Source organism: Arthrobacter sp. MYb214 (genome assembly GCF_002979865.1).
GTDB lineage: Bacteria > Actinomycetota > Actinomycetes > Actinomycetales > Micrococcaceae > Glutamicibacter.
The window spans coordinates 430653-445031 of sequence record NZ_PCPZ01000002.1; the positions used below are offsets into that span (position 1 = coordinate 430653).

A 14379-nucleotide genomic window follows, 5' to 3' on the forward strand; every position below is an offset into this window, starting at 1 on the left:
TTCCTGCGGGTGGCGCCCGGCTGTGATAAGTTACCCGCTGACCTGCATCTGAGCGAGGCTGAAGTTGGACCTCTGCGAGGTTGAAGTGGAGAGAACTTCTCGACTTCCAATGTCCCGGAATTATCACTAATCGTTTGATTGCACTTTCAAGCTAGAACTGTATGATCAAACAGTTAGAGCAAGGGAGGGCAAGTGGCCACAGCAAGCCCAGGAAAAGTCCAGCGATCCCAGCGTCTGCTCCTCGGGTCGAACGCAACGGACGCGGCAGGACGCTCACTTTCTGATATCACGATTGATCTGCTGTTCGTGGGTACCCTTGGCGCAACTGCCACGCAGATGGGAGTGCTCAATGCGCTTGGTTCCCTTTCCTTTGTGCTCGCGAGCATCCCCGCGGGCCATTTGGTCGACAAGTATTCCGCGTTGCGGGTCCTGCGCATCGGTCTCGGGTCCAAGCTTTTCCTGCTGGGGTGCCTAGCGGCGCTGTCCTTCGCCGAGGAGCTGACGATCCCGCTGGGGATGCTGTTGTGCGCATTGCTCGGCTTCTGCAATGTATTTTCCGAAACGTCCCAAACCACTGCCGTTCCGCAGCTCATCGGAGATGAGCCTGAAGTCCGAGCGGCGAGCATTAGCAAGCTGATCGCCTCGCTGGGAGCTGCGGACCAGTCAATGACCGTGATTGTCCCGGCCTTGGCGGGAACCGGCTTCGCGCTGTGGGGAGCGCCAGCGCTGCTGAGCATCTCGACGGCTCTGGGCCTGCTGGCAATGCTGATGGCGCTGCAGGTGCGTTCCTCTCGCCTGTCGCCAGGCCCTGGCCGCCGCCCCGGGCCGTCGACCGAAAAGGGCGGCATCCTGGCTGGCCTCAGGTATCTGGCCCGGCACCGCCTGCTCTTGGCAATTACCGTTGCAGTGATGTTCTCCAACTTGGGGCTGGCCATCGGGTCATCGGTGGAAGCGATCTTCATTATCAACGAGCTCGGCTTTGGCGAATTCGGGTACGGCCTTTTCGCCTCGGTGGGTGGCGTTGGCGGGCTAATTGGAGCTGCTATCGCAGGAACGCTGGCTGGAAAATTCGCTCCGGCAACCTTGCTGATCTACACCGGTTCGATGCAGGCAGTTTTGGCGGGCTGCGTATTGGCCGCGGCTTATGCAACCGAAATGTGGTCCATGGCGCTGCTGGGAATTTTCGCGCTGGGATGGGGAATCGTCGTGCTGCTCTTCAACATTGCTGCCTCGTCCTGGATTGTGCAGATCGTTCCGGAGCAGCTGCTGGGCCGGGTCCTAAGCGCACGCCGGTTATTCACCTTTGGAGTCGTACCCGTTGGCGGATTGGCGGGCGGCGCATTGGCCAGCGCGTGGGGGATTACCGCTGGACTGCTTGCCTGGGTCGTTGCCGCAACCCTCTCAGTTATTAGCTACCTAGTGATGCGCGGCCCCGCAAGCCGTTAGGCTGGAAAGCATACGCACCACGAAGTAAAGGCAACCGCGCACGTGAAACTCGTTATCGACGCTCGATACACCCGCATCACCCACCATGATGGCATTAGCCGGTATACCGCCGGGTTGATCGAGGCCGCCAGCAAGCTTGCCGAGGTCACGATGCTGGTCAACGACACCAGGCAGCTGGCAATGCTCCCCGATGTTCCGTATCTGAAGATTTCCGGCCCCACGAGCGTGCTCGAGCCATTCGTCGCCCTGCAGATCAACAAGCTCAAGCCGGATGTCGTGTTCTCGCCCATGCAGACCATCGGATCGTTGGGGCGGAAATATCCCTTGGTCTTGACCCTGCATGATTTGATCTACTACTCGCATCCGCATGCACCGAAGTTCCTGCCTGCTCCGATTCGCGCTGGATGGTTCTTGTTCCATCAGGTCTACTGGCCGCAGCGGATGCTCCTGAATCGTGCCGACGCGGTGGCTACCGTTTCCAACACCACAGCCGATCTCATGCGCAGGCATCGACTGACCAAGAAGCATATTGGACTGGTGTCCAACGCCCCCACCGGAAATTTTGCTCGTCGAGACCAAGCGAAGCGCCCCAAGAAGACCTTGGTCTATATGGGTTCCTTCATGGAATACAAGAACGTCGAGACACTCATCCGCGGCATGGCGCACCTGCCGGACTATGAGCTGCACCTGCTAAGCGGGATCAACGAGCAACGTCATGCTGAATTATCCAAGCTCATCCCCTCGCAAGCCACAGTGGTATTCCACCGCGGTGTCAGCGACGAGGAATACGAGCAGCTGCTCAGCGAATGCACTGCCTTGGTAACCCTTTCGCGAGAAGAAGGCTACGGGCTTCCCCTGGTCGAAGCGATGAGCATGGGAACTCCGGTGATTGCCACCGATATGCCGATTTTCAGGGAAGTCGCGGATGACGCCGCGCTGTATGCTTCGGCAGATGATGCACAAGGCTTCGCGGACCAAGTACGCACTTTGGATGAGCAGGCTACCTGGAGACAGTATTCGCAACGCGCCGTGGAACGAGCCGGGCACTACTCATGGGAACAATCAGCGCAGCAGCTGCTGGATTTGGCCAGATATGCGGCAGATCACAGAAAGTAGTTTGCTGCTGCTTGGTGGATAAGCATCCGGTCTCGCCCGGAAAATGGCGGAATTTCGGGGCAGGGAACGCATGCTCCGCAACGGGAACTTCCGATTTGAAAACGGCACTTGGCCAGTGCTAAAGTATTACTCGTTGCATTCCTCCATAGCTCAATTGGCAGAGCATTCGACTGTTAATCGAAGGGTTACTGGTTCAAGTCCAGTTGGAGGAGCCAAAGAAACCTCCCAGCTCCGCAAGTAGCTGGGAGGTTTTGTTTTACCCAAAAGCGGTCGTTGCCATGCGCAAATTCGAAGTGAAAACCCAGCAACACCCGAACCTCCTATAACCACAGGTGATTAGACGATAGACTTTCGAATCGTTAACAGTTACACCCACAGCATGAGATAAATGCAGTGGGTTTTACGCCTGAAGACTGAGTCGTATGCGGCAACCGGGGTGTTAGCGTTTGATGTACCGGTTGCTGAGCGATCGAGAATATGGAGAAACCATGTCTGAAGCTGAATCGACGCAAGCTGACGAAAGCCTTAAGTCGAGTGTCAAGAGTGCTAAGACGCAGGTTGATGGTCTCAAGGAGCTTGTTCCACAACAGCTCTCGGACGAGATCAAACTCGCGACTACGGTACTCAAAGGCAAGGGAATCAGCATTGGCATGGCGGCGGCGCTCGCCGGAGCTGCACTGCTCGTAGTGCTGCTCTTCGTCATTGCTGTTGTAGTTACCCTGGTCAATGTATTGGCTCTCTGGTTGCCCGGTTGGGCAGCCGCATTGATCGTTGCAGGATTCTTCTTGCTGGTTGCTGCCATCTTGGGATTGGTTGGATATGCCAAGGTCAAGAAGGCACTGCCGCTGAAGCCGGAAGCAGCTATTCGCGGACTCCGCCACGACTTGGGCGTGCTCAAGGACGGCAGCGCCTTCGATGTCAGCACTCTTGATGAGCCGCTGAAGAAGAAGTCGGCTGAGGATGACGAGAAGGCTGAAAAGAAGAAGGAACCGAAGCCTCCGGCACCGAGTGCCGATGAGCTGATCCTTCGCACCAAGCGTCGCCGCCGCCAGATCCAGGCTCTGCGTGACAACCTGGGCGAGAGCGTGCAAGCGCCACTGGCCAAGATCGACAAGATTCGTTCCTTCACCCAGGGAGCTGGGGAAAAGTTCTCCGGAGCAGCTGCCAAGGCGAAGGGATTCGTTCGCCCTTCCTCGTCTTCGTCTTCCGAAGACCAATCGGAGGCTGACAGAGCCGGCTCAAACCGCTTAGAGCAGGCACGACCGTATATCGTGATGGCAGGTTCCGGGCTGGCGCTGATGGCTGTTGTCCGCGCATTGTTCAAGCGCTCCTAGGTCTTTCGCCGACGGGGCCAGGCATTAGCCGTACCAAGCGTGCGCGTGCCCCGTCGTATGAAAACTTAGGCTAGAAAGGCACTGACATGGTTTGGATCGCTATTGCAGCGGCACTATGCAGTGCCTTTTGTCTTGCCTTTGGAGCGCACTTCCAATCGCAGGCAGTCCGCAGTGCTGTTGGCGGTCTGGACCTGACAATTAAGAATGTCGGGAAGCTGGCCCGCAATAAACGCTGGATGAGCGGACTGGGGCTGATGGCTCTTGGCATGGCCTTGAATGTTTTCGCGCTAGCCAGCGCGCCCTTGACGGTGGTTCAGCCAATTGGTGCCATTGCATTGGTGATCACTGCGATGGTCAATGCCAAGGAAACCGACCTGACGATGAATCGTCCCACCGTATTGGCGATCATCAGCTGCATGGTGGGTTCGGTTGGCTTCGTGCTTCTGGCCGTCACTGCCACTAGCAGCAACCAGGAGGTAAACGACTACGAAGCGCACTTGATTGAAATGATCTTGGCGGTAGTCGTTGCCATCGTGGGATTGGCCACCATCTTCTTCCACAAGAAGCTCGGTGCGTTCTTCTTCATCCTCGGTGCTGGCGTTCTATTCGGATTCGTCGCCGTACTGGTTCGAACCATTGCAATCGCCGTGATGAATATCGGCGACGGCAGCTTTGTCCAGCTGCCTTGGCTGGCTGGCCTAGCGGTAGTTGTAGCTGGCCTTCTCGGCTCGTATTTTGTGCAAAAGGCCTACTCAAAGGGACCTCCTGACCTTGTCATCGCAGGGTTGACGGTGATTGACCCAATAATTGGCATTGCCATTGGAATCGGCATCCTCGGGGAGCTGCGTCCTGATGTTCCGGTACTGGTCACCGTGCTGATGCTGGTGGCTGCTGGTTTGGCTATCGTCGGTGTGACCGCACTGTCCAGACATCACCCGGATGTTATTGAACGCCGGAACCAGTCTGAAGCAGAAAAATCCATGCCTGATTCCAAATAGACTGAAGCTGCAGATTTTAATAGAAACTACAACGCGTGTGAACGCCGAAGGATGCTCGTGGCCAAGGAAAAACCGCTGACCATCGTCATTGCTGCTGACACTTATCCGCCAGACGTCAACGGTGCAGCGATGTTTTGCTACCGGTTGGCTACTGCGATGCATGCACGCGGCCACCGGGTGCATGTGCTGGCGGCCCGTGGAGATAAGGGCAAGACCTACACCGAGATCCGTGATGAAGCAATTGTGCATCGTCTGGAATCGCATTCGGTACCTACCCACGAGTACTTCCGCATCGTGTTCCCGTGGGAAGTCAATCGGCAGATCAGCAAGCTGCTCTCGGATATCAAGCCCGATGTAGTCCACGCCCAGAGCCACTATATGATTGGCCAGCGCACGATCGGATGGGCTCGCAAGAACAAGGTTCGTTCCATCGCCACGAACCACTTCATGCCGGAAAACCTTGACCCCTTCCTGCCTTTCCCGCAGTGGTTCAAGCGAATTGTCGCGCAGAATTCGTGGAGAGACATGGGGAAGATCTTTGGGCGGGCAGACGCCGTCACGACCCCGACTCCACTGGCGGCCAAGGCAATGCGTGAGCGTGCCAAACTGAACCGGGTGCTTCCGCTGTCTAACGGGATCGAGATCGGCAACTACGAGCTGGCGGCAGGGGAAGAAATCATTAAAAACGAGTTCCCCACGATCTTGTTCGCAGGCCGTCTTGCCGTTGAGAAGAACATCAATGAACTCATCGAGGCATTGCCTTTAATGAGCAAGGTGCCGGATGCCATCATTGAAATTGTTGGCGGGGGAGAGCAGCGCGCTCACTTGGAGAAGATCGCCGACGAATTGCAGCTGCGAGACCGTGTCCGTTTCCTTGGGCATGTAAGTGATGAACAACTGCGCCAGGCCTACCTGCGTTGCGATGTGTTCTGCCAACCAGGCACCGCCGAACTGCAGTCATTGGTAACCCTGGAAGCACTCTCGGCTTCCAAACCCGTCGTTCTGGCCAACGCGATGGCCCTGCCGCACCTGGTAGACGAAGGCATCAATGGTTACATGTTCACGCCGGGAGACCGGCAGGATCTGGCCAACAAGCTAGACCAGGTTCTGGCCTTGGATGAGCAGCGCCGTGCCAAGATGGGTGAAGCCGGGCATGAAAAGGTGAAGAACCACGCGCAGGAAAAGACGATGAACTCCTTCGAAGCCCTTTACCGCGGCCACGAAGTTTCCAGCCATTAATAGGTTCATCGTCATCGGGTGCGTCAAATCGGTGTTTCGGCTAGTGATGCCCTAGAATATTTCGAGTGTGGTTACACCGCTTCGGCGATGGGCCCATGTGGGGAGTTAGCTCAGTTGGTTAGAGCAGGGGACTCATAATCCCTTGGTCATGGGTTCAAGTCCCATACTCCCTACAAAATAGGCCCCTATAAAACCTAGGCTGACTAGGTGATATAGGGGCCTTTTCTATGCCCGAAAAATAATACTGGACAGTATGGCACTCTTATGCGGGTCATTCAGTTCGGATAAGTTTTGTTCGTGATGGTAATTTTTTGGTAAGTCTGGAGCATCCTTATCCCAAGAGAGTGGACAATTCCGCGTCCAGTCGCTTGGCGCTATCCGCTAGATCATCGGCGAATAGATCGCCGTAAACATCCAGCGTCATGGTTGCCGACTTGTGCCCAGCAATGCGCTGCACGACCTTGATATTCGCCCCCGCCCTAATTGCCAGCGATACGGCTGTATGCCGCAGGTTGTGGAACGTGGGAGGGATGAAGTCACTATCACCAAGGGCTAGCGTCATAGCTCCGTATTCTTCCAGCCCCAGAGCGGCCCACACAGGCCGCGTAACGGCCCCGGTAGCCTCCAGCCCCTCGGTCTCCTGAAAAGCTCTTACAGCGGCTTGTGTGCGCTCGCCGTACCGGCCGAGCTGCACCGCATTGCCGTTGCTTGTCTCGCGCTTAGTCTCACCCTTGACACCTAGGCGGCGCTGCACAGCGCCCACGGCGCTGGCTGCTGCCTTGGCTGCCGGGTCATAGTGCCGCTCGTGAAAGTTGGAACTGTTCAGTTGCCCACCGCGCGGCGAGCGGAATACTAGATCCTCTGGTCCGGCCTCCAGTGTGAGCGCTTCCAGCTCCGTGGCTATCGTTGCCGGTATCGGTACGGTGCGCTCCTCATGGTTCTTGGCTACGCTCGCCTCCACTAGCGCAGTCGGTATCTCGCCGTAGTCCAAGTGCTTTCGGCGCAGCGTTGTAACCTCGCTCCAGCGCAGCCCGGTCAATCCTGTCAGAAGCACAAGCAAGCGATAGTCTCTGCTGGCATCAGCCACACGGATTAGCTGGGCCATGGTGAGCCGCACTTGTGAGCGTGTCGGCTTAGGTGTCGGCGTGGCCATGACGCGCCCGGCGCGGTTGCGTGCTGGGTTCTTCCCTAACAGCCCCTCGGTAACGGCATAGTCAAACATCCGTGAGAACTGTTTCAGCGCCTTGGACTTGGCGCTCGCGCTCGCAGGGCTACCGTTGGCCATGCTCATGGCCTCCAGCCAGTCGGTAACATCGCCGTGCTTGATACTCGCAATGGGGCGATACTCCCAATGGGGCTTGATCTGGTTGCGGTAGATCTTTTCGTAAGTCTCCTTGGTGGATAGCGTGCAGCCTCGTCGCCCTGTCGCGCCATTGGCGGCAATGACCTTGAGCCAGCGGCTGTGCAACGCCGCTACGGTAATTCCCTTGGCGTTGTTCGGGTCTACATAGCTGCCGTCTCGGGTGGCTGCTGCTACCTCGGTTAGGTGGGCCTCGGCCTCGCGCTTGAGCTTGAACACTCGGCGCTTTCGCTTGCCCTCGGGCGTGTAGTAGTCGGCAATGTATCCATTGCCGTTCGGATTCTTGACTACTGCTGCCATGGCCCGGCCCTCCTGTTAGGTCTGTACTGGCTGAACGCCGCTAGGCGTGCATTAATTCCCGTGCAGCGTCTTGGACGTTGCGGACTCTAGAACTGCCTTGACTGTGGAGGCGTACCACTTGCCGCCGTTGGCGGTTGGCACCTCGCGTTCAGTAAGTGCCTGGGCGATGCCGCGTAGGCTCTTGCCCTCGGCCTTGAGTGCATGGATAAGCTCGCGAGTCTCGGTTGGCAGTTCGGATGAACGGCCCATGTGCTTGCCCTCGGTGGCCTTGATTTTTGCCATGCCCTCGCGGGTGCGCTCGCCAATACGCTTGCGCTCCATCTCCGCGACTGCCGCCGTGATCTGCGCAGTAAACGCTCCAGTCGTGGAACTGGTATCTATTCCTAGGTCAAGGGATACCAAGGCCCACCGCTGGCGGCTTGCAGTCTCCAGCATGGCGGCGAAGTCGGCAACGTTACGGGATAGCCTGTCTAGCTTGGCGACGGCGAGCGCGTCGGCTCGTCCTGCCTTGAGGTCGGCCAATGCCTCGGCTAGTACGGGCCTGTTCGCCAAGCTCTTGGCGCTGGCGGCGTTCTCTCGCCGTATGTCCAGTGTCCAGCCCTTGAGTGTCGCCTCGGCCTGCAAGCGCTCTACTTGCACCTCTGGGCCTATCTCCTGCTTGTCGGTGGATACGCGCACGTATCCGATGACCTTGAGCGGTTCCTCTGTGATCTGTTTCATAGTCTAAGTGTACATAAAGGGTTCCCTTTTTGTACATACCTCAGTCGTTTTCGCTGGAATGTAGTGGGTGGGGAGGTACCCCCTTTACGCGCAGAAGCATTTCCCGGCGGTGATAGCGGCTCAAAAGTTGGCACATTACAAAGCTTTGGTTGCATCATGCAACTACCTCTAAGGGGTGGGGTCTGGTGCCGCCGCTCCGAATTTGCGCAGTAAAGGCGTTCAGAAAAATTGGGCGGCATATCTCCAGAAGTTTTGGGCAGCGTCAAGGCCGGGGCCAACTAAGCCCCGGCCCTGCCGCGTTACTCGGTTCGGCTCCAGCCCTCTGGGTAAATGACATCCGCTTCTCGATTGACCGTTGGGAGCGTATAGGCAACAGCGGTCGCATACTCTTGAACGGTCAAGGTTCGATTAGGTGGCTTCATCTCCCAACCTGCTGGCGGCTCTCGCCGCCGCGCCGCAACCATGGCGCTATTCAGACTGTTGCTCACTTGCTGCATATGCCCCGGCCTGACGCATAGGGTATTGCGGCAAATGTGATCAATCACTAGAGCTGTGTCGCGTTCCAGCCCTGCTATGTTTTCCCACGCCCAAATGTGCGCACGCACATCCCGGTTCCCAATGTAGAAAAAGCCATATTCAGCAGCCCAGTCCTTGCCGTTGGTCTTCACGCCGCCTGTCCAGTTCCAGCAACCTGTGACCGTATCGGCTTCTACGTTCTCCATGAAGCGTTCCAGCGGGTCGCGGCTCCGCTGCCGGTTGCGCTCTATTGCCGCCTCGCTGAGCGGCTCCAGTTCAGGTTCAAGTGCTGGACTCCATGGCCCGGTAACTCCCTGCTCCCAACGTGTGTGGCCATGGCTCTTGCAGAGCATGTACCCGACCGGCGACAACACGCGTTCAGCGTCACGGGTGCAGTCTGTAGCCTGGCACGTATTGGCCACGGTGCCCAGGGTCTCCACTCGCAACGAGTGGTAGGCGCACAGCGGCACGCCCTCCAGTAGGCCGACCGCTTCAACGGCGCAGCGCCATGCAGCACAGAGGCCGCGCTTTACGCCCTTGTTGCTCGCTGCCTTGAGCCTGCCGCTGAAGCTCGGCTGAGGTCTAGCTATTGTCACGGCTTGACTTCCATTCCCTCTCGAAGTCTTTGGTCACATCCCCAATCGCTGCCGCTATGGAACGCAAGGGGTAGACCCTTGCACCCTCGGGATGATTGACAATCACCTCCCTGTTAGGGGTAAGCCGCACGCCGTGGCGTTCGGCGCTCGGGTAATTGCCCGCGTAAACGGGGCCGCCGTTTAGCTCCACCTCCAGCGCTTCCCGCTGCTTGCTGTCAAGCTCCAGCTTGTCGGCAAAAGCGAACAGGATTGGCCTCAACGCTTCACGCACCTCGGCTTTCAAGCGTTCCATTTCAGGGCCAGTCATTAGTGCCGGGTGTGTGGCCTGCTGGATAAGTTGCAGATGTGCCGCCGCCTCGTTCAGAGCCTGCGCTGTTGCTTCATGATCGCGCTCGCGCTCGCCGTACAGTTCGCGGTACCCCTCAAGCTCCTGCCGCGCGTGAATGAGTTCCGTTCGTGCGCTTGGATCAGCCTTGGCCTTGGTCTCGAGTTCGCTGACGGCGGTCTCGGCCTTGGCCAGTTCCTCGCGTGCTTGGGTCTCGCGCTGTGCGGCGTTGGCCTCATCGTTGGCACATGCCGCGACAATCGCGGCTAGGGAATCGGTATTCATGGTGTCAGTCATTCGTTGCCCCTCCTTGGGCGTGCTGGCCACAGGTTGCCGCCTGTGGCGCTAGTGTGTTCTCGGGCGTTGGTTGCCCGTATCCATGCCGCTAGGCGCTCAGAATGAAGCGCAGCGCCTAAGCGCGGCGGTTCCTCCTGCGCGGCCCTGCGTGGCCGCTAGGCTCCTCCGGCATGGTTGGTATCGGTAGCCCGTATTCACGGGCGAACTGCTGCACACTCGGCGATTCAATCGCCTCGCGGTTGAACCAAGGGCCAGTGCCCTTGACGGTTAGCTCCACCTCGCCACGCCTCCACATGTTGCGCCGCGCTCGCCGGCGCCCGTGCAGGGTCTTGCTTACCGGCTGGAGGTGGCACGGGCTAGCGCAACCCGGGCCTACCTCGCACCCTGTCAAGTGGTCTAGTTGCTCGCGTTGCTTATGGCCGCCCATGAGTAACCCCCATGCCACACGGTGGGCCAGCCAAGTAGCATCGGCGGATAGGTAGGTGTACATCCATGGATAGCCGCTAGGGTTGGCACCCGCTGACCCCTCATAGACCCAGCACGTGCCTTGTACCGTAATCCCTGCCGCCAAGCGGCGGCGGTTCTCCTGTTCGACAAGCTTGGACTGTTCGGGGTCTCGGTGCTCGGTTAGGTGTAGGTATTCATGTTCTCGGCAGAGCCGCCGATACTTGACGTGATAGCCGCGCCGCCCTTGGCGGTCGGCTAAGTGGTTTGCACAGTCGGGATAATCGCAGCGCTGTGTATCGGCTTTATTGCGTAGCCACCATTGGTAATGAGCGCCGCACATCTGCCGGGTTTGGGCGGCCCTGCTGCACCCTGCGCGGGTACAGGCTCCGGCATTGATTCCAGTCGTATAAACCTCCAAAAAATGGGGTCATAGGGATGTCATAAAAAAATCCTCTTAGAACGGGTTCGGGAATAGGCTGCTCTCAAATTTCCCGCCAATACTGGGGAGTTTTCAGGCGCTGACTATGAGAAGGTGCCAGCAATCGGTATTAGGTAAGCGGTACCATTTCGGCTCGGTTCGACAGCCCTTGGCAACGGCCCTAGCGTGCCCTATGCGCGCTGCTGTGAAGCCCACCTGTCAACCTCGGTTCGGTTGTATCGGCATTGGTGCCCGAACTTGTAGAACGGGATACAGGCGCGGCCCTCGGCGCTGGCCAGCCAGCGCACCGAGATGTTCAAATACTCGGCGCATTCAGGCCGGGTCATCCAAACAGCATCGTTGGCAATTGATCGGCCCTCATAGGCCGTATTCGCAATTGTCATTCATCCATCCTTTCAATTAGAAATCGGGCAGCATAAAGTAATAGCCGTTTTCTTTCTAATTGTTTTCCCGATAAGTAGGGCCGGGGTCATAGCTCTAGTTATCGGGAATAAGGATGGCACCCTCCTGCGCGCGAAAAGCACCCAACGCGCAGCGACATCCATTTGGCGTTACCACCCTGCATGGCAGATTGCCCAGATACGCAGGGATGACAACACAAGAAATAACATTAGCACCCGTGGACTTGTTTGTCAAGTGCCAATGTGGTATCGCGCGCGAAATAAAATGTCCGGACCCTATTAATTCAGCGCCAACAGGCGCATACTGGGCGGCATGGAACCTGAATATCTCGTAACAGTGCTGGAGCTTGACGGCCTGCTCATAGGCCGCAGTCAGTCCGGGCAATTGGTTTTCTTTCAAGACTCCGCCAAGGTGTCCGATACCCGCCTCGTGGAGGTGCTTGGCACGCTTGGCATGGAAGACTTCGACGTAGACCCATTGGAGGGTACAGGCTCGGCGCTGGCTGGATACCTCCAGCCGTGCGCCCCATACTCCGACCTTGCCAAGGCAGTAGACTTAGCGCTCCGTCTCGGCTCCGCAGCTCCAGACGTGCAGCCAGAGGTAACCGGCAATGACTTCACGGCTTTGGATTGGGCACCGCCGAGCTAGTGGTAAGTCCTCGGTAAGTCATGGCTGATATTTCCGCATAAACACGGCGTTATAAGTGGGTCTCATAATCCCTTGGTCATGGGTTCAAGTCCCATACTCCCTACCAAACAAGATCGTCCAGCAGCTTATGCAAAAAAGCTGCTGGGCGATTTTTCGTTCCGGGGTCTGGAAACTGGAAGAAGCCAGTTCCCGGCCCATTGCGCGGTGCCAACTTGCAACTCTCATGGCAGTCCAAGGAACAGGCCACGCGGCTGCGCGGCATGGAGCTCTCGCCAGGGGCAAGAACACGCAGAGGATCCGGTCTGCAAGACCCGCGACAGTAACCGTGGCCCTTCTTGGTGCACCCCTGGGAGCCTTCACGGTCATTCGTGCAGCGGCAAGAGTATTGATGGACGCATGTCGCGGATCAGCAACACCGGGTCAATGTATTCTCCTTCGAGCCGCACGCCCCAGTGAATGCATCGGCCCGAGCAGTGCGCCCCGGTTGCTACCTGTCCCACCTTCGCGCCAGCCTCGACCCAATCGCCCACCGAGACTCCGGCGGCTACCGGTTCGATGCTGGTCTTGAATCCGGAACCGTGGTCGATGACCAGCACGGGTCGATCCACGATCACTGAAGCGAAGGCGACTTGGCCGCGCTGGGGCGCGAAGACCGAGTCTCCGGAGCTGGCAGCCAAATCCACGCCGCGATGACCGGGAAGCCAATTCTCCTCCGGCTTATCGAAGGGCTCCAGAATTTCCGGTTCGCCAGCTAGCGGCCAACGCCAGCCGTTGCCGGCGGCGAGTGCAGCTTGTGCTTGGACTGGTTGTGGCGCCGCAGTCAGGGGCGAGGCCGGAGGACCACTGAAGGCCAGCAGCAAAACCTGCAGCCCGGCGACTAGATACTTGGATTTCATCCTCTCAGGATGGACCCAATAGCCGGATCTTGAGCAGTTGGAAGAGCGAATTGTGGGCAAGCGAATGGGCTGCAGATCACCGATATCGCCGTGTAAAGCGTTGAGTTCTCTGTAGTACACTTGAAACAGCAGTGTCCTGTCACAGGTGTGTCCAAAACTGGGTGCGTCGGGCAGGGGATTGACTTCGCGTATGAGTATCCACAGCTTCATGAGCTGTGGCCTGAGGTTCCAGTGGTCCGAGAGAATCGGTGGACCGAAGGCGAGATGCCAAGCATCTATCGGTATTCATGCCAGGGCGGATATCCACAATGGCTATCTGCATCAACCCGAACAAACAAGAGCAGTTACCGCGGGCGCATGCGCGCCCGGTCCGCCACTGCTGAAAGGAGTTGCGACATGCCAGTCGTAACCATGCGAGAGCTGCTTGACAGCGGCGTCCACTTCGGCCACCAGACCCGTCGCTGGAACCCAAAGATGAAGCGCTTCATTTTCACCGAGCGCAACGGCATCTACATCATCGACCTGCAGCAGTCGCTGTCGTTCATCGACCGCGCTTACGAGTTCGTCAAGCAGACCGTTGCCCACGGCGGCACCGTACTGTTCGTCGGTACCAAGAAGCAGGCTCAGGAATCGATCGCCGAGCAGGCTAACCGCGTTGGCCAGCCATACGTGAACCAGCGTTGGCTCGGCGGTATGCTGACCAACTTCCAGACCGTCTCCAAGCGCGTTCAGCGCATGAAGGAACTGGAAGAGATCAACTTCGAGGACGTTGCTGGCTCCGGTCACACCAAGAAGGAACTGCTGCTGCTGAAGCGCGAGCTGACCAAGCTGCAGAACAACCTCGGTGGTATCCGTAACCTGACCCGCACCCCTTCCGCTATCTGGATCGTTGACACCAAGAAGGAACACTTGGCTATCGACGAAGCACAGAAGCTGGGCATCCCAGTTGTGGCCATCCTGGACACCAACTGCGATCCGGACGAAGTTACCTACCCAATCCCAGGCAACGACGACGCAATCCGCTCCGTCAACCTGCTGACCCGCGTTGTTGCTGACGCTGTGGCCGAAGGCCTCATCGCCAAGAACAACAAGGCTGCCGGCAAGACCGAGGGTGCTGCTGAGCCAATGGCTGAGTGGGAGCGCGAGCTGCTTGAGGGCGAGAAGGCCAAGGCCGAAGCTCCAGCTGCAGAAGCTGCAACTGAAGCACCAGCTGCAGACGATGCAACTGAGGCACCAGAAGCCAAGTAGTCACCTCGGTGACTCCAGAAGTTTGCCTGGGCCCACTAGCGTGTAGCTCGGG

At 58.0% G+C, this 14379-nt stretch carries 13 protein-coding genes and 2 tRNA genes; 9 read left to right on the forward strand and 6 right to left on the reverse strand.

Annotated features, from left to right (window positions below):
- The first annotated feature begins 192 nt into the window (after nucleotides 1-192).
- The 7 genes from CQ012_RS07715 (at nucleotide 193) to CQ012_RS07745 (ending at nucleotide 6306) form a co-directional block, all read left to right on the forward strand.
- Nucleotides 193-1446, forward strand: coding sequence for an MFS transporter (locus tag CQ012_RS07715; protein WP_105661799.1), 1254 nt, complete (start codon nucleotides 193-195; stop codon nucleotides 1444-1446).
- 42 nt (nucleotides 1447-1488) lie between these two features.
- Nucleotides 1489-2562 carry a glycosyltransferase family 4 protein gene (locus tag CQ012_RS07720; RefSeq protein WP_105661800.1) on the forward strand — a complete coding sequence of 358 codons (1074 nt, stop codon included), beginning with the start codon at nucleotides 1489-1491 and terminating at the stop codon, nucleotides 2560-2562.
- 139 nt (nucleotides 2563-2701) lie between these two features.
- A tRNA-Asn gene (locus CQ012_RS07725) sits at nucleotides 2702-2777 on the forward strand.
- 273 nt (nucleotides 2778-3050) lie between these two features.
- Nucleotides 3051-3896: a phage holin family protein gene (locus CQ012_RS07730; protein WP_181149034.1), complete on the forward strand. Its 846-nt coding sequence runs from the start codon at nucleotides 3051-3053 to the stop codon at nucleotides 3894-3896.
- Between the two features lie 86 nt (nucleotides 3897-3982).
- Nucleotides 3983-4894, forward strand: coding sequence for a DMT family transporter (locus CQ012_RS07735; protein ID WP_105657236.1), 912 nt, complete (start codon nucleotides 3983-3985; stop codon nucleotides 4892-4894).
- Nucleotides 4895-4945: 51 nt separating this feature from the next.
- Entirely contained in the window at nucleotides 4946-6133 is a 1188-nt protein-coding gene (locus CQ012_RS07740) for a glycosyltransferase (RefSeq protein WP_105661802.1), read from the forward strand.
- 99 nt (nucleotides 6134-6232) lie between these two features.
- A tRNA-Ile gene (locus CQ012_RS07745) sits at nucleotides 6233-6306 on the forward strand.
- A 158-nt stretch (nucleotides 6307-6464) separates the two neighbouring features.
- Here the strand turns inward: CQ012_RS07745 and CQ012_RS07750 are convergent.
- The 5 genes from CQ012_RS07750 to CQ012_RS07775 form a co-directional block, all read right to left on the reverse strand.
- Nucleotides 6465-7793, reverse strand: coding sequence for a tyrosine-type recombinase/integrase (locus CQ012_RS07750; RefSeq protein WP_105661803.1), 1329 nt, complete (start codon nucleotides 7791-7793; stop codon nucleotides 6465-6467).
- 51 nt (nucleotides 7794-7844) lie between these two features.
- Nucleotides 7845-8513: a recombinase family protein gene (locus CQ012_RS07755; RefSeq protein ID WP_286134592.1), complete on the reverse strand. Its 669-nt coding sequence runs from the start codon at nucleotides 8511-8513 to the stop codon at nucleotides 7845-7847.
- A 299-nt stretch (nucleotides 8514-8812) separates the two neighbouring features.
- A complete protein-coding gene (locus CQ012_RS17415) occupies nucleotides 8813-9235 on the reverse strand; it encodes an HNH endonuclease (RefSeq protein WP_146112928.1) in 423 nt (140 codons plus the stop codon).
- A 376-nt stretch (nucleotides 9236-9611) separates the two neighbouring features.
- Nucleotides 9612-10247: a hypothetical protein gene (locus tag CQ012_RS07765; RefSeq protein ID WP_105661805.1), complete on the reverse strand. Its 636-nt coding sequence runs from the start codon at nucleotides 10245-10247 to the stop codon at nucleotides 9612-9614.
- Nucleotides 10248-11303: 1056 nt separating this feature from the next.
- On the reverse strand, nucleotides 11304-11516 hold the full coding sequence (locus CQ012_RS07775; RefSeq protein WP_105661807.1) for a helix-turn-helix domain-containing protein: 213 nt from the start codon (nucleotides 11514-11516) through the stop codon (nucleotides 11304-11306).
- A gap of 331 nt (nucleotides 11517-11847) precedes the next feature.
- Between CQ012_RS07775 and CQ012_RS07780 the strand changes: the two genes are divergently transcribed.
- On the forward strand, nucleotides 11848-12183 hold the full coding sequence (locus tag CQ012_RS07780; RefSeq protein ID WP_146112929.1) for a hypothetical protein: 336 nt from the start codon (nucleotides 11848-11850) through the stop codon (nucleotides 12181-12183).
- A gap of 362 nt (nucleotides 12184-12545) precedes the next feature.
- Here CQ012_RS07780 and CQ012_RS07785 read toward each other — a convergent pair whose 3' ends face one another.
- Nucleotides 12546-13079, reverse strand: a complete 534-nt coding sequence (locus CQ012_RS07785) for a M23 family metallopeptidase (RefSeq protein ID WP_105661809.1) — start codon at nucleotides 13077-13079, stop codon at nucleotides 12546-12548.
- A gap of 396 nt (nucleotides 13080-13475) precedes the next feature.
- On the opposite strand from CQ012_RS07785, the gene rpsB reads away from it, so the two are divergent.
- A complete protein-coding gene (gene rpsB / locus CQ012_RS07790) occupies nucleotides 13476-14327 on the forward strand; it encodes a 30S ribosomal protein S2 (RefSeq protein ID WP_105661810.1) in 852 nt (283 codons plus the stop codon).
- Nucleotides 14328-14379 lie beyond the last annotated feature (52 nt).